Here is a 19,039-nt window from a genome sequence, read left to right on the forward strand (position 1 = left end):
TTGTGCGCCGTCAGTCTTCTTCCTTGGGCGGCAGGTCCTTGACGACCTGCGGGTCGTTATCAGTCTGGCCGACCTTCGACGCGCCGCCGGGCGAGCCCAGCTCGGCGAAGAAGTCAGCGTTGATCTGGGTGTACCCCGACCACTGATCCGGGACGTCGTCCTCGTAGTAGATCGCCTCGACAGGGCAGACCGGCTCGCAGGCACCGCAGTCGACGCACTCGTCGGGGTGGATGTACAGCATGCGTGCGCCCTCGTAGATGCAGTCGACGGGGCACTCCTCGATACATGCCTTGTCTTTGATGTCGACGCAGGGTTCGGCAATCGTGTACGTCACGAACGTTCTCCTCGGTCCTGTTGGCTGTAGGTCTCTGGCGCGGTACTGAGGGCCCAGTATCCGATGTCGGCACCCGGATCGCTGACTCAGTGTGCCCTAACTTGCGGGTGGTTACTGATACTAGACGTTGCGTATATTAGCCACCCCTGGCCAGGAAGTTCGAGCCGAATACGCCCGCGACTCGCCGGGGACGCAGAAAGGGGACGGATGAGCCAGTCCTACCCAACCCTGTTGTCACCCCTGGACCTGGGCCACACCACCGTGCCCAACCGGGTGGTGATGGGCTCGATGCACACCGGCCTGGAAGACCGCGCCCACCACATCGACCGGCTGGCCCGGTACTTCGCTGATCGGGCGCGTGGCGGCGTCGGACTGATCATCACCGGCGGTTACGCACCCAACCGCACCGGCTGGCTGCTGCCGTTCGCCGCACAGCTGACCAGCCCCGCGCAGGCCCGCCGCCACCGCCGGGTCACCGGCGCCGTGCACGAGGCCGGCGGCAAGATCCTGCTGCAGATCTTGCATGCCGGCCGCTACGCGTATCACCCGTTCTCGGTCAGCGCGTCGGCGATCAAGGCCCCCATCAACCCGTTCCGGCCGCGCGCCCTGTCGCAGCGGGGCGTGCGCCAGACCATCGACGACTTCGTGCGGTGCGCGCGACTGGCCCGTGCGGCCGGATACGACGGCGTCGAGATCATGGGCAGCGAGGGATATCTGCTCAACCAGTTCCTGGCGCCGTGCACCAACCGGCGCACCGACACCTGGGGCGGCACCCCGGCCAACCGCCGCCGGCTCCCGGTCGAGGTCGTCCGGCGAACCCGCGAGGCGGTGGGCCCAGACTTCATCATCTGCTATCGGATGTCGATGGCCGACTATGTGTCCGACGGCCAGAGCTGGGACGAAATCCTCGCGCTGGCAAGCGAAGTCGAGGCCGCCGGAGCCACCATGATCAACTCGGGCTTCGGCTGGCACGAGGCACGGATCCCGACGATCGTCACCTCGGTGCCCGGTGCCGCCTTCGTCGACATCTCCGACGCGGTGGCTCGGCACGTCGGCATCCCGGTGATCGCCAGCAACCGCATCAACATGCCGGAGGCCGCCGAACAGATCGTGGCCGGCACCGCGGTGTCGATGGTCTCGATGGCGCGCCCCCTGCTGGCCGACGCGGACTGGGTCGCCAAGGCCCGGGCCGGCCGGGCCGAGGAGATCAATACCTGCATCGCCTGCAATCAGGCCTGCCTGGACCATGTGTTCGCCCACCGGACGGTGTCGTGCCTGCTCAATCCGCGGGCCTGCCACGAAACCGAGCTGGTGCTCTCCCCTACCCGGCGGGCGCGCTCGGTGGCCGTCGTCGGCGCCGGGCCGGCCGGCCTGGCGGCGGCGGTCAACGCCGCCCAACGCGGTCACCGGGTGACGCTGTTCGAGGCCGCCGGGACGATCGGCGGCCAGTTCGACCTGGCCCGCCGCATCCCGAGCAAGGAGGAATTCAGCCAGACCATCCGGTACTTCACGACGATGCTGGCCGTGCACCACGTCGAGGTCCGCCTCGGCACCCGGGCCGGCGCCGAGGAACTGGCCGGCTTCGACGACGTGGTGCTGGCCACTGGGGTCCGACCGCGGGTTCCGGCGATTCCCGGTATCGACCATCCGATGGTGCTGTCCTATCCCGACGCGATCACCGGCGCCAGACCGGTGGGCAAGCGGGTGGCGTTGATCGGCGCCGGCGGAATCGGTTTCGACGTCGCCGAACTGCTCACCACCGACGAGTCACCGACGCTGAATCTCAAGGACTGGCAAGCAGAGTGGGGTGTCGCCGACCCCGCCGAGGCACGGGGTGCGCTGAGGGCACCCATCGCGGCGGCCCCGGTCCGGGAGGTCTGGCTGTTGCAGCGCGGCAAGGGTCCGCAGGGCCGCGGCCTGGGCAAGACCAGCGGCTGGGTACACCGGGCGTCGCTGCGGGCCAAGGGCGTCCACCAACTGTGCGAGGTGAACTACGAGCGTATCGACGACGCCGGGCTGCACATCAGCTTCGGCGCCGGGCGCCGGCGCCCCCAGGTGCTCGCCGTCGACAACGTGGTGATCTGCGCCGGGCAGGAGTCGGTGTGCGATCTCGCTGATGCTCTGCGCGCCAAAGGGATTGAGCCGAAGGTCATCGGTGGCGCGGCGCTGGCAGCCGAAGTGGACGCCAAACGGGCGATCAAGCAGGGGACCGAGGTGGCGGCGGCCCTGTAGGTACCGGCCCTGCAGGTACCGGCATAGCGACCGCGACGCCGAGTGCGACGACGAACACGACGAACAGCCCCCCACCCAGGACGGTGTTCATCGGCCCGCCCGGTGCGATGAAACTGCCCACCGGTCCGATGATCGTCACCAATTCGACGAACTGCTCGACGGCGAACACCGCGGCGATCACGGCCAGCCACTGCGGAAACCGGCCCTGGCGCGCCGCCCACACGATCGGCCCGGCCAGCATCAGGTCAGCGATCGTCAGCAACGGCCCCGACATGGCCGCGACGTCCAGCATCACCCGCGCTGTGGCCGGCTCCAAGGCCTCGGCATGCAGCGCCAAGCCCGCCGGGAACCACCGCCCGACGCTGATCTGCACGACCATCGCCGCGGCGCCGATGGTGAAGATATGCCCGGCCGGCCCGTCCAGGCGTTGCCGGGCGAACCCGGCGACGACGATCACGCCCAGCAGGCTCAGCGCCACCAGCAGTGCCTGCACCCGGATTGCGGAGCCGTGGGCACTGAGATGTTCGATCACCGCACTGCCCGGCTGATCAACCCCCGGCGCCGGCGGCGACACCAGCAGCGCCGCGACCCACGCGACGGCGAAGGCGATACCCGCCGTCAGTGGCAGCCGATTCATGCCAACAGTGTGCGATACCAGCACGCCCAACCGGTCAGGCGGCACGCGTGGCGTAGGTCGTGGTGCGTTGCCGCGCAGGCCTGCCGATGCCCTCGGCGATGGCGACCAGTTCGGCGACCGTCTTGGCCGAGCCGTACTCGGAGCCGGCCATCCGGGAGATGGTCTCCTCCATCAAGGTGCCGCCCAGGTCATTGGCTCCGCCGCGCAGCATCACCTGGGTGCGCTCGACCCCGAGCTTGACCCAGCTGGTCTGAATCGAGGAGATCCTGCCGTGCAACATGATTCGAGCCAGGGCATGCACCGCACGGTTGTCGCGGTGGGTGGGACCGGGCCGGGAGGCACCGGCGAGATACAGCGGCGAGGACTGGTGCACGAACGGCAGCGGGACGAACTCGGTGAAGCCGCCGGTGCGGTCCTGGATGCCGCGCAGCACGTTGAGGTGACCCACCCAATGCTTAGGGGTGTCGACGTGGCCGTACATCATCGTCGACGAGGACCGCAGCCCCACCTCGTGTGCGGTGCTGACGATCTCCACCCACAGCGAGGTGGGCAGCTTGCCCTTGGTGAGCACCCAGCGCACCTCGTCGTCGAGGATCTCGGCCGCCGTGCCGGGAATGCTGTCCAGGCCGGCCTCCCGCAGGCCGGTCAACCACTCGCGAATGCTCAACCCGCTCTTGGTGACTCCGTTGGCGATCTCCATCGGGGAGAAGGCGTGCACATGCATCGAGGGCACCCGCGCCTTGACCGCACGCACCAGGTCGGCGTATCCGGTGACCGGCAACTCGGGGTCGATACCGCCCTGCATGCACACCTCGGTGGCACCGGCGACGTGGGCTTCCCACGCCCGGTCGGCCACCTCGCTGGTGGACAGCGAGAACGCGTCGGCGTCGCCCTTGCGCTGCGCGAAGGCGCAGAACCGGCAGCCGGTGTAGCAGATGTTGGTGAAGTTGATGTTGCGATTCACCACGAAGGTGACGTCGTCGCCAACGGTATCTTTCCGCAGCGAATCAGCCAGTGCGGCAATGGCATCCAGCGCAGGGCCATCGGCGGTGGCCAGTGCGAGGTATTCGTCGTCGCTGCAGCCGCCGGGGTTGCGCTCGGCGGCCCGCAGCGCGGCGGCCACGTCGGTGTCGATGCGCTCCGGGGCGCGGGCGGCCAGCTCCCCCACCTGAGTGCGGATCGATTCCCAGTCGCCGAACGCGCTCCCCAGATCGCTGCGGGTCTCGGTGCGCCGGCCCTCGCCGTCGATGGCGGTGTGCAGATCGGTGCGGCCCAGCGACTCGGTGCTCTCGTCGGGCTCCTGCCAGGGCCGCCCGACGGGGTTGACGTCGAGTGCGAACCCGGTGTCCGGATCTGCCAGGGCGGCAACGTGAGCGGCCACCCGCGGGTCGATCCAGGCCGCGCCACCCTGGACGTAGCGGGGCTGCGCGGTCAAGCGTTGCACCAGGTCGAACCCGCCCTCGGCAGTCACCTCGGCCAGCTCGTCAAGGGCCGGCCAGGGCCGCTCGGGATTCACGTGGTCGGGGGTCAGCGGTGAGACGCCACCCCAGTCGTCGACGCCGGCGCCGAGCAGGGCCAGGCACTCCGCGCGCGACACCAGATTCGGCGGGGCCTGAATCCGCATGCCGGGCCCGAGCACCAGCCGGCTGACCGCCACCGTCGCGACGAAGTCGTCGAACTCGGCGTCGGGCGCGGCGGCCATCGCCGTGTGGTCCTTGGCCCGGAAGTTCTGCACGATCACTTCCTGGATGTGCCCGAACTCCTTGTGCAGCCTACGAATCGCGTGCAGCGTCTCGGCTCGCTCGGTGAGGTTCTCCCCGATGCCGACCAGCAGGCCGGTGGTGAACGGAATCGACAGCCGCCCCGCGTCGGTCAGCGTGCGCAGCCGCACCTCGGGATCCTTGTCCGGGCTCCCGTAGTGCGCCAGGCCTTTGGTCTCGAAGAGCCGCCGGGACGTCGTCTCCAGCATCATCCCCATCGACGGCGCGACGGGCTTGAGCCGGGACAGCTCCGTCCAGCTCATGACCCCGGGGTTCAGATGCGGCAGCAGGCCGGTCTCCTCGAGCACCCGGATCGCCATCGCACGCACATAATCCAGCGTCGAGTCATAGCCGCGTTCGTCGAGCCACTGACGCGCCTCGGGCCAGCGGGTCTCCGGGCGGTCACCGAGGGTGAACAACGCTTCCTTGCAACCCAATTCAGCCCCGTTGCGGGCGATCTCCAGGATCTCGTCGGGCTCCAGGTACATGCCCCTGCCCTCGGCGCGCAGCTTGCCCGGCACGGTCACGAACGTGCAGTAGTGGCAGGTGTCGCGGCACAGGTGGGTCACCGGGATGAAGACCTTGCGCGAGTACGTCACCGGCAGCCTGCCGCCAGGTCCGCGCCGGCCTGCCGTCTGAAGCCCGGCGTCACGCACGCGGGCCGCGCTGACGCAGAGGTCGGCCAGGTCCTCGCCGCGGGCGGTCATCGCGATCGCCGCCTCGTCGACGTTGAGCGCAACGCCGTCGCGCGCGCGACGGAGCACACGTTTCATCGCGGCTGGTGAGGGTGTGTCAGTCCGCGGCGGAACCGCAGGAATGGGCAGCGGACTGGGGTGCTGCGGGTTCAGGGCCACTCCCCGGTAACCATCGGCAGCAGGGAAATCATCCGCACGTCTCACAATCTGAAATTGGAGCGACTGACATGGTCCACACAGTAGTACCCGCAGCTGCCCCGAGGATTTCCCTACCGGGACTCGGGGTGGAATCTGTAACAACCGGCTGACGACAACGTAAGTTACTGGTGTTCGCTGTACAGATTCTGGGAGTTTGCACCATGACCGTCTCCGTTCGTTCCTACCTGACCGCCGGTATGGCCGCCGTCGCCGTGAGCGCCCTGACCATCGCCCCGATGCAGGTCACGACACCCCAGACGATCTCCGTGGAGAGTCTGCGGCTGAGCGCTGCGGTGCAGCCCCTAGTCCAGCCGATCACGACCGCTGCCGCCGCATTGGGCCTGGTCAGCGAGGCTCCCAAGCCCGCCGCCGCGTCGGCCGCATCCACCCCGCAGGCCTCGGTGACGGCCAACAGCACCGCCGGTGACTGGGTGATCTCGTCGTGGAACTGGATCGACTACTGGGTCAGCTACGCCGCCGACCTGACGCAGTACGTGCTGGGCTGGGTGTGGCCGCTGAGCCTCATCGGCGACCAAGCGCCCCTGCTCTGGAACAACCTCGGCGAACCGATCGGTAACGCCCTGGTCTACGGGCTGATCGTTCCGGTGCTCAACGACCCGCTGAACCTGGCCGTCTGGGGAACCGGATTGTCCATCGTGGTCCAGTCGACGTTCGCCGCGGTGGTGAACACGGTGATCGCGGAGGCCGAGTACTTCATCGGCTGGCTCATCCCGCCGCTACCGCCGCTGCCCTTCCCGCCGTTCCCGGTTGCGGCAGTGGCCACGCCACTGGCCGCCGCGGCCGTCGGCGGCGGCGCGGCCGAAACGCCTGCCGAGAACACCACCCCCGCGCAGACTCCCAAGGCCACCGGGCATTCGGCCCGCGCAACGGCCGTCAAGGACACACCGTCGGTCGCAGCACTGTCCGCCGAGGTTGCCAACGCGACGCCGACGGCACCCGAGTCGACCGACACCCCGGTCAGCTCCCCCGCGGCGCCCAAGGCCGGCGACAACTCCTCGGACAACGGCAACACCGGACAGGGCACCTCCGGCGCCAAAAAGTCGGGTTCGACGGGTGGCTCGGCGCGCGCCCACAAGGCGAAGTCGTCGGGCGAGTAGGCCGGTCCTACCGCGCGCGCTCGCGCCGCCAGAGCAGCCAGCCCGGCGGCAGTGCGCCCAGAACGAGGAACACCAGCACCCCGTAGGCCATCACTCCCGGGCCGCCGAACACGATGTCGCCGCCCGGCCCGCCGAGGGTGAGCGCGGCGACGGTGAACAGCCAGGTGATCAGTGGCAGCGCGGCCAACCGGGTCGAGTCGGTCCAGTACATGGCCGCCCACACCAGCACCGCATTGACCAGGCCGGTGCCCACCGCGCTGATGGGAAACGGCACCGAACCCAGGTAGAGCGGCAGCAGCAGAGCACCCACCAGAGCGGAGATCACCCCGTCGACGGCGAGCAGAGCCAGCACGACGGTGCGGATAGCGGGATCCTCGTCGGCCACGGGCTAGGTCAAGCCGGCCAGCAGATCGGTTTCCCAGCCCCGCTCGTCGGTGGGGCCGGGCTCACCGCGCACCAGCACATAGTGTTCGGAATCCAGTACCGGCAACACCATCTTGTTGGACAGGATGAAGCCGCGGCCGGTGGGCCCGACCAGCATCTGGGTGGCGTGCGCGGCGATCGCGCCGACCTTGGCCGGCAGTTGCTCGGGGGCCTCGATGACGGCGGTGATGCGATCGTCGGTGAAGCCGAACACCAACTCGGCAGGCGGCCAGATCCAGTCAGGCAGGATGTCGTCGTCGCCCAACGCGTCGACGCCGGCCCGAAAAGCATTGGCGCTCATGACAGCCCAGTAAAACTTGGGCACCTGCCAGGATGAGGCGCTCAACGCCGCCGTGGTGATCCGGTGGGTCTGGATGTGGTCGGGGTGTCCGTAGCCGCCATCGGGGTCGTAAGTCACCACGACGTGCGGGCGCAGTTCGGTGATGATCGCCGCGAGTTCGGCGACGGCTTCGTCGGGGTCGGCATCGACGAACCGGAGGTGACGGCGCGGCGGAGTGCCGGGCATTCCCGAATCGCGCCACCGTCCGGCCCCGCCCAGGAAGCGCGGCCCGGCCAGCCCCAGCTTGCCCAGTGCATCGGTGAGCTCGCCGATGCGGTACCCGCCGAGTTGGTCGGACTCCTCGACGCCGAGGCGCAACCAACGCTCGTCGATGATCTCGCCCTCTTCGCCCAGGGTGCAGGTAACGACGGTGACCTCGGCGCCCTGCGCGGCGTACCGGGCGATCGTGACGCCGTTGTTGATGGTCTCGTCGTCGGGATGGGCGTGTACGAACAACAGCCGCGGGGTCTCCTGCATTGCCACGGCGCCACCCTACCGGCCGAATCCGGCTAGATTCGGCCGGTGACCCGGCGCAACCTCGAGTTCGGCTGTGGCGTCGTGCTGGTCGGTCTGCTGGCCGGTGTCGCCGGTGCGGCGACGACGTTGCTTCTGCACTACGTCGAGCACCTGACCTACCACTACAGCTTCGGGAGCTTGCTGGACGGCGTGACGGGCGCCAGCCCGGTGCGCCGCATGCTCGGGCCGATGATCGGCGGGGCGCTGGCCGGCCTGGGCTGGTGGCTGCTGCGGCAACGCGCTCGAATCCCGTCGCTGTCCGCGGCGATCACCGGCCACCAGAGGATTCCCCGGCTGGCGATGTCGCTGGATGCCGGCCTACAGGTGCTGCTGGTCGGGTCGGGGGCGTCGCTGGGCCGGGAGGGTGCCCCTCGGCAATTCGCCGCCGCGCTGGGCGATCTGGGCACCTCACGATGGGCGCTGACGCCGGCCGACCGCGAGATTCTGCTGGGCTGTGCGGCGGGCGCCGGTCTGGCCGCGGTGTACAGCGTGCCCGCCGGCGGTGCGCTGTTCGCGCTGCAGATCGTGCTGCGCACCTGGCGCCTGCGGGCCGTCGGCACGGCGCTGGTCACCTCGGCGCTGGCGACCGCGGTCGCCGCACCCGTCACGCACCTGGCGACGCCGCTGGCGTGGCCCGCCCCGGACCTGTCCTATGCCCTGACCGCGTTCGCGATCGTGCTCGCGCCGATCGCAGTGGTGGTCGGGCGCGGCTTCAACCGGCTGACGGACTATGCCCGGGCCCACCCGGTCGGCGACTCGTGGCTGTTGATCCCGGCGATCGCCGGCGCGGGCCTGCTCGTCGGCGTGTGTTCCCGGTACTGGCCGGAACTGCCGGGCAATGGCAAGAGCGTGCTGACCATCAGCGTGAACAGCAGTCTGACGCTGGCGTCCGCAGTGGCGCTGGTGGTCCTCAAGCCCGTGCTGACCGCGGTGTTCCTGCGGGCGGGGGCGGTCGGCGGCATGCTCACCCCCGCGCTGGCCACCGGCGCCGCCATGGGTTCGGTGGTGGCACTGTGCCTGAACACCTGGACGCCACTGCACGTCAATCTGGCGGCGGCGTCACTGGCGTGCGCGGCGGGCGTGCTGGCCATCACCCAGGGCGCCCCGATCTGGGCGGCACTGTTCGTCTGGGAACTGGCGCGTCCACCGCTGTGGATGCTGATCGTCTTTCTTGCCGCCGCCACCGCGGCGCACCTGCTCGACAAGCAGCTCCACGCCCGCCGGGCAGCCCCCGGGTAAAAGACCTACCTGCAAAGGTCGGCGAGCTGCTTTCGGGCCGAGTCACCTTCGGCCAACCGTGCGGCCTGTCCCGGGTCGCTGTTCTGCACGCCTGCCAGCGCATTGATTCCGATGTCTTGAAGGTCGCGGGCGAAGGCGCTGACCGCATCGGCCAGCTCGGCCGGTGTCGCCGAATCAACCTGACGTAGAAGGTATTCCCCGCCGCCCACGAGTGCGAGTCGGGCATTGCCTGCCACCGCGGCCTGCGCGATGGGATCCGGTCCGAGGTCGTTGTGCGTCTGCAGGGCCACGCCCCGGCTCACCGTCTCGAACGCGTTGCAGACCCGCATCTTCGGATCGCCCGACAATGCGGTCATCGCCGGCTCCTTTGACGCCCCGGCTACCACCGCCCAGATAGACAGCGCGACGGCCACCACCCCGAGCAGAAGCGCCAACGGAACGCCCCAGCGGGCCAGCCGCTGCCAGCCTGTCTGGACGGTGAACACAGGCGCAGAATGGGTTTGGACATCGTCAGTGGTATCCGGCATGAGGCGATACTAGCCGCCGGTAATCGCGAATTGAACGATCCCGCCACATTTGCGCCAGCGAAAATTATTATCCGTCAATGCATTTCATTGCACATGGCTATACATCGGCATTGCTGAGAAGCGGCGGATCCTGCCGCTGACAGTCGCGTTCAGGTCTTCAGCGCAGACCATCGCATCGTCACCAAAGTTTGCCGGACAGTCGATTTGGCTTTTCCCGCAGTTTGTTTGCGCGGATCGAACCTGACAACGGCGCTCGACTGGTGTAGAAGAACTCTGTGGACCCTCAACCGCTCAAAGTGATCCAGACGCCACTGCTCCACGCGGCAATGGCGCGTCGTTTGCACCGGCGTTCGGTTGTCAACGGAGAGATCACGCTGCCGGCCGTACCGGGGCTGATCGACGAGTATGTCGCCATGTGCGCCAAGATCTTCGGCGCTGTTGGCCGTCCGTTCACCGACGACCAGATCGCCCACCTGCGCACGGTTCTCGAAGGCCAGCTGGCCGAGGCGTTCGGCGCCTCGCCGCGGTCGAACATCGTCATCACCTACAACGCCCCGGTCGGCACCGTCCTGAATTATCACGTGACTGCGCAGTGGTTCACCGTCGAGGGAGCCTACGAGAACTGGACTGCCAACCGGCAGCCACCGCTGTTCGGCTCCGAACCCGACGCCCGCGTCCTGGCGCTGGCCGCCGAGGCACTCGACCCCGGTGCGCATCCGGTGCTCGACATCGGCGCGGGCACCGGCCGCAACGCGCTGGCTCTGGCCCGCCGCGGACATCCCGTTGACGCCGTCGAGATGACGATGTCGTTCGCCGACAGCATCCGTGCCGACGCCACGCAGGAGTCGTTGCCTATCAACGTGATCCAGCGCGATATCTTTGCCACGCTCGATGACCTCCGGCGCGACTACCAACTGATCCTGCTGTCCGAGGTGGTCTCCGACTTCCGGTCCGCCCGGCAACTGCGCGGCGTGTTCGAACTTGCCTCGCACTGCCTTGCACCGGGTGGTCGTCTGGTGTTCAACGCTTTCGTGGCTCACCGGGAGTACACGCCCGACGATGCGGCGGTCCAGATGGGACAGCAGTGCTACAGCACCATCTTCACCCAACAGGACATGGCCGGTGCAGTGTCCGGCTTCCCCCTGACGCTGGTGTCGGACGTACCGGTGTACGAATACGAGCAGGCGAACCTGCCCGACGGCGCCTGGCCACCCACCGGGTGGTACTCGGAATGGGTTAGCGGGCAAGACGTTTTCGACGTCCCCCGCGATGATCGGCCCATCGAGATGCGCTGGCTGGTCTACGAGAAGCCGGACCGCATCACGCTCTAGAAGACCACCGTCTGGTTGCCGTAGCGGATGATCCGGTCCTCACAGTGCCAGGAAACCGCCCGCGACAGCACCGCACGCTCGACGTCAGCACCCAGGCGCACCAGGTCCTCGACGCCGTGGCGGTGGTCGACGCGAACCACGTCCTGTTCGATGATGGGCCCCTCGTCCAGGTCATCGGTGACGTAATGTGCCGTCGCGCCAACCAATTTGACGCCGCGCTCCTTGGCCCGCCGGTACGGCGCGGCCCCGATGAATGCCGGCAGGAACGAGTGGTGGATGTTGATCAGCGGACAATCGACCTCGGCCAGGAAGCGCGGTGTGATGATCTGCATGTAGCGGGCCAGCACCACCAGATCCACGTTGCCGCGTAACAGGTCGAGTTGGCGACGCTCGGCCTCGTCGCGAATGTCCTTGGTGGCGGGGATGTGGATAAACGGAACCCCGAACGGCCGCACATGATCGGCCAGGTCGGCGTGGTTGGCGATCACCATCACCACCGTCATGTCCAATTCGCCTCGGCGGTTTCGCCACAACAGGTCCAGTAGGCAGTGATCTTCCTTCGAGGCCAGGATCGCGACCCGTTTGGGTTTGTACGCCTCGGTGAGCCGGAAGTCGATATCGAACGGCTGCGCCACCTGCTCGGCGAAATCACGCTCCAGCGCGTCACGGGCAGCGGCCAGACCGGGGAGGTGAAATATCGTGCGCTGCATGAAGGTTCCACCGGTCTGTGCGGTGGCGTGTTGATCGAGCGAGACGATGTTGGCTCCGGCGCCGGCCAGGAACGCGCTGACCGAGGCGACCAGACCCGGGCGGTCGGCACACCGTAACAGCAGCCGTCCGACGTCTTTGACTGCCAGTGCGTCCGGTCCGTGCGGGTATTCCAGCGTCGACATGCCGTTGATGCTGACTGCTGTCTTGGCGATCATCAACTCTTCCCTCATCTGTCCGGCGGACAAAGCAGGACACCGGGCCCACCGAAGTGGGCCCGGTGCCTGTTGACAGTGCAGTTATTCCGGAACTCCCGGGAGCGCCGGGAACACCGACGCTCCCGGGGCCGATCCAGTTCGAGATTCCTCCCAGACCTCAACCGGATCGAGCGGTGTTAGGCAGCGCCGCCGCCCGTACCCCCGTTGCCGCCGGTTCCGCCGGTTCCACCAGCGGTGGACCCCGGTGCCGGTGCCTTACCGTCAGACCCGGCAGTTCCGCCGGTTCCTGCGGTTCCGGTGCCGCTCAGGCCACCCTTGCCGCCTGCGCCGCCCTTGCCGCCGGTACCCGCGGTGCCGTCTGTGCCGACAGTGCTTCCGGAGCCGCCCTTGCCGGCGCCGCCCCCGTTGCCGCCGGCACCGCCGCCACCGCCGCCGCCACCGATACCCGGGTTACCGGGCGAGGTGAAGAAGGGCAGGAAGCCACCGGCACCCGGTGCACCACCGTTGCCGCCGTCGCCACCCAGGCCGCCGTTGGCACCGTTGCCTCCGTCGCCACCGGGTCCGCCGACGCCGACACCCGTGGTCCCGAGACCACCGGCACCGCCGTCGCCGCCGCGGCCACCGTTGTCGCCGCTGCCACCCTGGCCACCCTGACCGCCGTTGCCACCGCTACCACCGGTGCCGAAGATCAGGCCGCCGGTGCCACCGGCACCGCCGCTGCCACCCTTGCCGCCGTCCAGACCGTTGGCCGTGGACGCAGCACCGTTGCCACCCGCGCCACCGGCTCCGCCGACACCGGCCAGGCCGATGCCACCAACGCCGCCGGTGCCACCGTTGCCGCCGCCGGCAGTGGCGTCACCGCCGTTGCCACCCTGCTGTCCGGTGGGGGCAGGCAGGCCAGCCGCACCGTCGCCACCGTTGCCGCCTGCGGATCCTCCGACCCCGCCGGCCTGAGCCTGGGCGGGCGGAAGGACTGCGCCGGGGATTCCGGGCACGCCGTTGGAGACGTTGACGTCCAGCGGCGAGTTCAGCACGGTCGGGTTCTGGCCATTGAGACCCGGACGACCCGCGCCGCCCTGGCCGCCCTGGCCACCGCTGCCGATGAAGAACGACGCATTGCCGCCGCTGCCACCATTGGTGGCCTCGACTGCCTTGCCGGTGACCGAGTAGCCGCCGCTGACGCCGCTTCCGCCGTTTCCGCCGCTTCCGAAGAAGAGGCCGGCATTGCCACCGTTGCCACCGTTGGTGGAGGTCTGGGTGACCGGGTTGTAGCTGCCGTTGGCGCCGTCTCCGCCGTTACCGGCGAAGAAGCCCGCGTTGTACCCGTCCGGGTGCAGCGCGTTGCCGTTGGCCCCGTTCCCGATGAAGATGTTGAAGATCGGGATGGCACCAGCGATGTCGAGGAACCCGTTCGAGATCTGGTTGAACGGATCGACCGCGACAGCCAGCAGCGCGTTCGGGGACGGTGACGCCGCGCCGGCCCCGAAGATGCTGCCGAAGCTGCCCAGCAGGTCGTCCAGGGGCGCCTGCGGCGCCACGATCGGAGCGGCCTGTGCAGCCGGAGCGAGCAGGAGCCCGGCCGCCGGAGCGCCCAGGATCATTCCGGCGCCGCCGATTGCAGCTGCCGTCGCCATCAGCGGGCGAGCGCGCCGAGAACCGGTACCTCGCTTGCTGATGACTTTCTCTGAATGGATGGACATGTAGGAAGTTCTCCCTTCGGGTGGTGCTCGAATTCCAAGCAGCAGCAACGTAACACCGTGGACTCTGGAGACGCGATATTTTTCGGTGCCAAAAACAGGGATAGTTTCGGTCCGAAAATAGCCGATTGTTTCCGCCGCAAAGATCCGCTGAGAATCGCCCTCTAGAAACCCAACTTCGCTCGCTCACGAGGGATTGCACACTAAAGGCCCAGTTCCAGGCGGTTATCGACGCGATCGTCATCGCGTTGCCATAACCACACCCCTACGGAAAGTAGCGAACTTGCGCAGCCTTTTATCAGCATCTCCTCAGGGAGAAAGGGTCGCTGAGATTCGAATGCGACCCGTGTGGACCCTCGTGTAATCGTTGCGTTCGAACGTCAGCAGGAAAGTCCCGGATAACACGAGGCAAACGGCTCGGTATTAATTGACAATTACGACAAACTATCGCTTATGCCAATTAATTCGGGAAATTACGGATAGTTGCTGGGAGCCCACCACCAGCACCCCGGGGGCCGCCGTACCGACACATATCGGCACGCCAGCACCGCCGCCTGCAGCCGACCGACTGCGCCACCGGCTGGTGCGTTTCTTAGCGACCGCCACGCTGTGGGATCACTCAGCTGACACTCAGTTCCGCACGGAACGATCTCGGGTGCACTGACAAGGCATTTCTCAACACAAGCATCCCCGCCGCGGGCCGCAGAACCGGCCAGATTCTCAGGAACAGAGTGCGTACTTATCAGCCTGCTCTCAGGTATGGTTGCCCGATAGCCGTCCGCGATTGCGGGAGGAGGCGGCGTGCGAAAGGCGATGGGGCCAATCCTGACGACAGGAGTGGCGTTGGTTGCGGCCGCAGTGGTCGTTGCCAACCCCGTCGTACCCCCGATCAGGGACATGCAGATCTCCACCACCCAGCTGTCCACCAGCCCGGAGTCACTCATCCCGTTCGACAAGTCGCTGTTGAACTCGATCTCTCAACAGACAGCGCCGTTCGGTTCGGCGCTCGCTCAGATCCTTGGCGCCCTGGCCGCCGAGGCGGACCGGATCGGCAGCGAGGTCAACTCGGCGACGTACGACGCGGCCCCCGCCCCGGCCGGAGCGCTGGTCCCGCCTGCCTACAACCCCGCCGCCGCAGTGCCGTTCGTCGAGACCAACGGCGCGCCGTCGGCGGCGGCCGCGGCCGCGGCGCTGCCGGCCGCGAGCGTGACCGCCGACGTCCAGCAGGTGGTGACCAACCTCGTCCAGGACACCACCTATCTCGGCAGCAAGGTCGTCGAGGCCGCGTATGCCTACGTCGACGTCCTCGTCAACACACCGAACCTGATCGCCAAAGCCATCCTGGCCCTGGTCAAGGGTGATCTCGTCTCGGCGCTGACGACGATCGTGGAAGCCATCAAGGCCTTCTTCAGCCCCGGCCTGATCCTCATCGGCGGCCTCCAGGACATCATCGACAGCCTGACCGGCCAGAGTTCGATTCCGCTCACGCCGGCGGCTGCCACCAGCCTGACGCCGGGGACCGAAACCGGCAACGCGCCAGCGGGTGCCGGTGGCACCGGAGCGAGCGCGACCGATGAGGAGCCGCCGACTACGGTCGGCCAGAGTGGCCGCAACCGCACTCCCAAGGCGCCGCGTATCAGCGCCCGGGCAGCACAGACCGATCCGGCCACGGACCCGGCCAAGGCCGAAGACAGCACCGACAGCGCCCCGCAACCGGGTTCCACGCCAACGAGCACCTCGGTCGCCGACAGCGCCCGCGGCGCGGCGGGTTCGTCCGCTAGGCCCCAGCCGGTCACCCAGCCCAAGCCGCGCACCACCGGAGCCCCGAAGCCGTCGACGGGCACGGCCAAAGACCAGAGTGCAGGCGGCCAGGGAGCCACGGCGGGCGATTAGCCCCGGCGCGAATTGACGCCGAAGTCACCAACGATCCACGACCAAACCGTGGTGCGCCACTGTCCCCACAATATGTCCTGAACTGGGCCGATGGTCCGATCAGACCACCTATGCCCGCCCTCGACGCTCGTTGCAGCGGCAAACACGTGCGACCACTGATCGATAACTCACCCATTCTCAGGCTGTTCTCAGGTAGCTTCCGCTCGTAAGGATGTCCACGGGCGAAGGAGCTCGAATGTCTGCCGCTGTCACCTCTGTGTTCAAGACCAGCATCGCGCTCGCCGGTGCCGGTGCCATCGCGATGAGCCCGCTCGTTCCCGTACAGGATGTCCGGGTTCCGACGGTCACGATTCCTGCTATCGAACTCACCGGGGCCCTGGCGGTACCGGCGCTCGGGGCCATCCCCTTCCAGATCGGCGTGAATGCCCTGAGCAACCTGCTGGCCGTGGCGCCGATCCTGGTCGGCAGCACCGATCAGTGCACCGTGTGCCTGGGCCCGGTCGGCGCGCCGGCGTTGCCCTTCACCGGGTGGGGTCTGATCGGGATCGGCGCGGGGCTGATCGCCAGCCCGATCGCGTTCGTCAAGACCCTGCAGGGTGACGGCAGCGTCGCCCAGGCGTTCGGCGCCGCGCTGCTGGCCATTCAGACACCGATGACCAACACCTTCTCACTGCTGCTGGCTCCGCGGGCCGTCGGCGGTTACGCCCTGCAGGCTGCACTCGACCGCGCCTTCGCCGCCACCAAGCACGCCGTCGACTACGCCGTCAACATCTTGGCCCAGGCGCTGGTGACCGGACCTCTGACCGTGCTCGGTGGCGCAGTCCAGGGCGCTCAGATCTTCGCCGGAACACTGGCCGTCACAGGCGATTTCAGTACTGCGTTCAACGCCGGCCGGGTCCCGTTCGAGGCGGCCGTCAAGACGTCGATCGACGCACTAGGCGCCGAGGTCGACGAGGCCCGCGCCACGATCTACGCCGATCTGAACGCCGGCCCCGGAGTGGCCACCTCGCCCATCCCGACGGTCACTCCCCCGCCGCTGGCGGCGGCGACGGTCGCCGGCCCGGTGAGCAGGAAGGTCGAGTCGTTCAAGGCGGTGCCTGGCACGACTGCCGGTCCGGCGGCGGCGAGCGCCGACAACGGTTCGGGTGCAAGCGATTCCGACACAGGATCGCCTGCCGCATCGCCGAAGGCCAGCAAGGCCACCGGCGGGTCCAAGCGCCAGCACTCGGCGAACTGAACCCGCTCGGCCGCTACTGGGCGGTCTTGACCCAGCGGCCCGCGTCGCCGACGATGCCGATCGGGACCGCTCCGGTCAGGCTGACGTTCTGCACGCTCGGGCCCGCCGCGACGATCGTCGCGTCCTGCAGGATGGGCAGCACCGTCGACAAGTTCCACAGCCGCGGTTCGACCTGGGCGATCACCGTGTTGATGTCGGCCGAACCATCAAGGGCCGCACTGATACTGGGCTGAATGCTGCGGTCGCAGATCCCGGTGATGTTCGACGGCGCCTGCACCAGCGTGCCGCTGTCCGGAGCCGGCAGCGGTGGCGGCGCCGTGGGGGTCGCGGCAGTGGTGGCCCGAGTGGGTGAAGTGGTCGACGGAGCCGGGCCCGGTGTCGTCGAACTCGGGGTGGTCGAGACCGGGATGGCCTCCAGAGCCGGGCAGCCGTAGCGCGAAGCAAGCAGTGTCGCGAGGTCGCCACCGGCGGCGTGCCAGCCGACGATCGCGTCAACGCTGTTGTTCGCCAACGCATCCGAGTACAGCACCGGCGGGTCGAGGGCCAGCACGGTCGCGGCGATGCCGACGCTGCGCAACTGGTCGGCCGCGGTGTTGGCCACCGCCACCGAGGTCGGGTCATTGGCGGCCACCCCGATCACCAGGGACAGCGTTTCACCGTCCTTGCTGATCCGCCCGCGGGTGATCTCCGGGGGGCCCGGCGGCGCTGACGTGGTGCGCGATCCGGCCGACGGCGGCGGCTGCACCGGCGCCTCGGTCGGTGTGCGGTCGACCTGAAAACCGGCCTGCTCCAACAATTCCAGCGACCGCTCCTTGCCCAGTGCCGGCGGCGCGGTGGGCACGTAGCCGGGGTCGCTGGGGGCCCGGATCTGCGCCTGGGCCAACGTGACGGTGTTGTCGCTGCCCGCTCCGACCGCGGCCAGCAGGCCGACGTCGAGCAGACCGAAGATCGCCTTGCGTACGTGCGGGTCGGCCAGCTTGTCCTCTTGGGCGCGCAACGTCAACTGCATGATCCTGGGCGTGTTGATCCGGTTGGTGCGCACATCGGGTATCGCCGAGAGCTGGGCGAAAGCCGCCGCACCCCCGTGTACCTGGGCCACCTGGGTGTCGCCGTTGCGGATCGAATCGGCCAGTGCGGCAGGCGCACCCGCGCGCCGGAACAGGATCTGGTCCGGCGAGGCCGGCGGGCCCCAGAACCTGTCGTTGCGGGCCAGCAGGATCTCGTCGCGCTGCGGGTCGATGTTGTCGACCCGGAACTGGCCGCCGGTCACCGGCATCGTCCGGGCCAGCCCCGCGGGGAAACCGCCGGGCACGTCCTTAACGATGTGGGCCGGCAGCAGGTCGTTGAACAGTTCACGCCAGGCCGGGTACGGCTGGGCGAAGGTCACCACCGCGGTCTTGCCGCCGTCGATCGACTGCACGCCGGTGATCAGGTCGTAGCCGGCGGGATCGACTACACCGGGCTGGCTGACCATCTGCCGCCACAGGTACCAGAAGTCGTCGGCGGCGATCGGGGCGTTATCGGTCCAGGACGCCTCGGGCCGGATCTTGTAGGTGACGGTGAACGGGTTGTCGTTGGTCACCTCGGCCGACACCAACAACGTCGGGTCCATCTCCCAGCGCGACCCCGTCGGCGTCGCCGGATCCGGAACGGGCCGAAACGAACTGGGCAGCACCAAGGAGGCGATCGCTGCGTTCACCGGCGACTGGTCGGAGAGCAGGTGCGGGTTGAAGCCGGCCCCGATCGAATCGATGCCCATGATGATCTGGGTGGCCTTCGGCGGCGGCGGCGTCAGGGTCTGCGAGGTCTCGGTGCTCTGCGGCGCGGGCGGCGGACTGACCGTGCACGCCCCCGTGAGCAGGACGGACAGCAGCGCCGCGACGGTGTAGAGGCGCTGTGGTCCGGTTGGCACGCCCTTCAGCGTATCCACCCCGGC

At 68.4% G+C, this 19,039-nt stretch carries 15 protein-coding genes; 6 read left to right on the plus strand and 9 right to left on the minus strand.

Annotation, left to right across the window (positions count from 1 at the left end):
• Positions 1-10: 10 nt before the first annotated feature.
• Positions 11-334: a ferredoxin gene (gene fdxA, locus OG976_RS06945; RefSeq protein WP_328359710.1), complete on the minus strand. Its 324-nt coding sequence runs from the start codon at positions 332-334 to the stop codon at positions 11-13.
• 207 nt (positions 335-541) lie between these two features.
• Between fdxA and OG976_RS06950 the strand changes: the two genes are divergently transcribed.
• Positions 542-2,566, plus strand: a complete 2,025-nt coding sequence (locus OG976_RS06950; protein WP_328359713.1) for an NADPH-dependent 2,4-dienoyl-CoA reductase — start codon at positions 542-544, stop codon at positions 2,564-2,566.
• On the opposite strand, the gene OG976_RS06955 is transcribed toward OG976_RS06950, so the two are convergent.
• Complete coding sequence (locus OG976_RS06955) at positions 2,532-3,203, minus strand: hypothetical protein (RefSeq protein WP_328359715.1); 672 nt, start codon at positions 3,201-3,203, stop codon at positions 2,532-2,534. The genes OG976_RS06950 and OG976_RS06955 overlap by 35 nt on opposite strands.
• Before the next feature lie 34 nt (positions 3,204-3,237).
• Positions 3,238-5,817, minus strand: coding sequence for a bifunctional FO biosynthesis protein CofGH (locus OG976_RS06960; protein WP_328363251.1), 2,580 nt, complete (start codon positions 5,815-5,817; stop codon positions 3,238-3,240).
• A 200-nt stretch (positions 5,818-6,017) separates the two neighbouring features.
• On the opposite strand from OG976_RS06960, the gene OG976_RS06965 reads away from it, so the two are divergent.
• Positions 6,018-6,974: a hypothetical protein gene (locus tag OG976_RS06965; protein ID WP_328359718.1), complete on the plus strand. Its 957-nt coding sequence runs from the start codon at positions 6,018-6,020 to the stop codon at positions 6,972-6,974.
• 7 nt (positions 6,975-6,981) lie between these two features.
• Here OG976_RS06965 and OG976_RS06970 read toward each other — a convergent pair whose 3' ends face one another.
• Positions 6,982-7,359, minus strand: coding sequence for a hypothetical protein (locus tag OG976_RS06970; protein WP_328359721.1), 378 nt, complete (start codon positions 7,357-7,359; stop codon positions 6,982-6,984).
• A 3-nt stretch (positions 7,360-7,362) separates the two neighbouring features.
• On the minus strand, positions 7,363-8,214 hold the full coding sequence (mshB, locus tag OG976_RS06975) for an N-acetyl-1-D-myo-inositol-2-amino-2-deoxy-alpha-D-glucopyranoside deacetylase (RefSeq protein ID WP_328363253.1): 852 nt from the start codon (positions 8,212-8,214) through the stop codon (positions 7,363-7,365).
• Between the two features lie 45 nt (positions 8,215-8,259).
• Here mshB and OG976_RS06980 point away from each other — a divergent pair, with 45 nt between their 5' ends.
• Positions 8,260-9,492, plus strand: a complete 1,233-nt coding sequence (locus OG976_RS06980) for a chloride channel protein (RefSeq protein ID WP_328359724.1) — start codon at positions 8,260-8,262, stop codon at positions 9,490-9,492.
• A 5-nt stretch (positions 9,493-9,497) separates the two neighbouring features.
• Here OG976_RS06980 and OG976_RS06985 read toward each other — a convergent pair whose 3' ends face one another.
• Positions 9,498-10,019: a hypothetical protein gene (locus OG976_RS06985; RefSeq protein ID WP_328359726.1), complete on the minus strand. Its 522-nt coding sequence runs from the start codon at positions 10,017-10,019 to the stop codon at positions 9,498-9,500.
• 326 nt (positions 10,020-10,345) lie between these two features.
• Here OG976_RS06985 and OG976_RS06990 point away from each other — a divergent pair, with 326 nt between their 5' ends.
• Complete coding sequence (locus OG976_RS06990) at positions 10,346-11,350, plus strand: class I SAM-dependent methyltransferase (RefSeq protein WP_442930505.1); 1,005 nt, start codon at positions 10,346-10,348, stop codon at positions 11,348-11,350.
• On the opposite strand, the gene purU is transcribed toward OG976_RS06990, so the two are convergent.
• Positions 11,347-12,243: a formyltetrahydrofolate deformylase gene (gene purU / locus OG976_RS06995; RefSeq protein WP_328363254.1), complete on the minus strand. Its 897-nt coding sequence runs from the start codon at positions 12,241-12,243 to the stop codon at positions 11,347-11,349. The genes OG976_RS06990 and purU overlap by 4 nt on opposite strands.
• A gap of 209 nt (positions 12,244-12,452) precedes the next feature.
• Positions 12,453-13,976 carry a hypothetical protein gene (locus OG976_RS07000; RefSeq protein WP_328359732.1) on the minus strand — a complete coding sequence of 508 codons (1,524 nt, stop codon included), beginning with the start codon at positions 13,974-13,976 and terminating at the stop codon, positions 12,453-12,455.
• 798 nt (positions 13,977-14,774) lie between these two features.
• Here OG976_RS07000 and OG976_RS07005 point away from each other — a divergent pair.
• Both OG976_RS07005 and OG976_RS07010 read left to right on the plus strand, forming a co-directional pair.
• A complete protein-coding gene (locus OG976_RS07005) occupies positions 14,775-15,866 on the plus strand; it encodes a hypothetical protein (protein WP_328359735.1) in 1,092 nt (363 codons plus the stop codon).
• A 235-nt stretch (positions 15,867-16,101) separates the two neighbouring features.
• Entirely contained in the window at positions 16,102-17,103 is a 1,002-nt protein-coding gene (locus OG976_RS07010) for a hypothetical protein (RefSeq protein WP_328359738.1), read from the plus strand.
• Positions 17,104-17,116: 13 nt separating this feature from the next.
• Here OG976_RS07010 and OG976_RS07015 read toward each other — a convergent pair whose 3' ends face one another.
• On the minus strand, positions 17,117-19,024 hold the full coding sequence (locus tag OG976_RS07015) for an ABC transporter family substrate-binding protein (RefSeq protein ID WP_328363257.1): 1,908 nt from the start codon (positions 19,022-19,024) through the stop codon (positions 17,117-17,119).
• Positions 19,025-19,039 lie beyond the last annotated feature (15 nt).

The sequence above is a fragment of the Mycobacterium sp. NBC_00419 genome (assembly GCF_036023875.1).
In the GTDB taxonomy this organism is placed as follows: Bacteria; Actinomycetota; Actinomycetes; order Mycobacteriales; family Mycobacteriaceae; genus Mycobacterium.

Excerpts from the sequence above, each read along its gene's own strand:
- OG976_RS06950 (WP_328359713.1), top strand. The coding sequence starts at position 542 with ATGAGCCAGTCCTACCCAACCCTGTTGTCACCCCTGGACCTGGGCCAC.
- OG976_RS06955 (WP_328359715.1), bottom strand. The coding sequence starts at position 3,203 with ATGAATCGGCTGCCACTGACGGCGGGTATCGCCTTCGCCGTCGCGTGG.
- OG976_RS06965 (WP_328359718.1), top strand. The coding sequence starts at position 6,018 with ATGACCGTCTCCGTTCGTTCCTACCTGACCGCCGGTATGGCCGCCGTC.
- mshB (WP_328363253.1), bottom strand. The coding sequence starts at position 8,214 with ATGCAGGAGACCCCGCGGCTGTTGTTCGTACACGCCCATCCCGACGAC.
- OG976_RS06985 (WP_328359726.1), bottom strand. The coding sequence starts at position 10,019 with ATGCCGGATACCACTGACGATGTCCAAACCCATTCTGCGCCTGTGTTC.
- OG976_RS06990 (WP_442930505.1), top strand. The coding sequence starts at position 10,346 with ATGGCGCGTCGTTTGCACCGGCGTTCGGTTGTCAACGGAGAGATCACG.
- purU (WP_328363254.1), bottom strand. The coding sequence starts at position 12,243 with ATGTCGACGCTGGAATACCCGCACGGACCGGACGCACTGGCAGTCAAA.
- OG976_RS07000 (WP_328359732.1), bottom strand. The coding sequence starts at position 13,976 with ATGTCCATCCATTCAGAGAAAGTCATCAGCAAGCGAGGTACCGGTTCT.
- OG976_RS07010 (WP_328359738.1), top strand. The coding sequence starts at position 16,102 with ATGTCTGCCGCTGTCACCTCTGTGTTCAAGACCAGCATCGCGCTCGCC.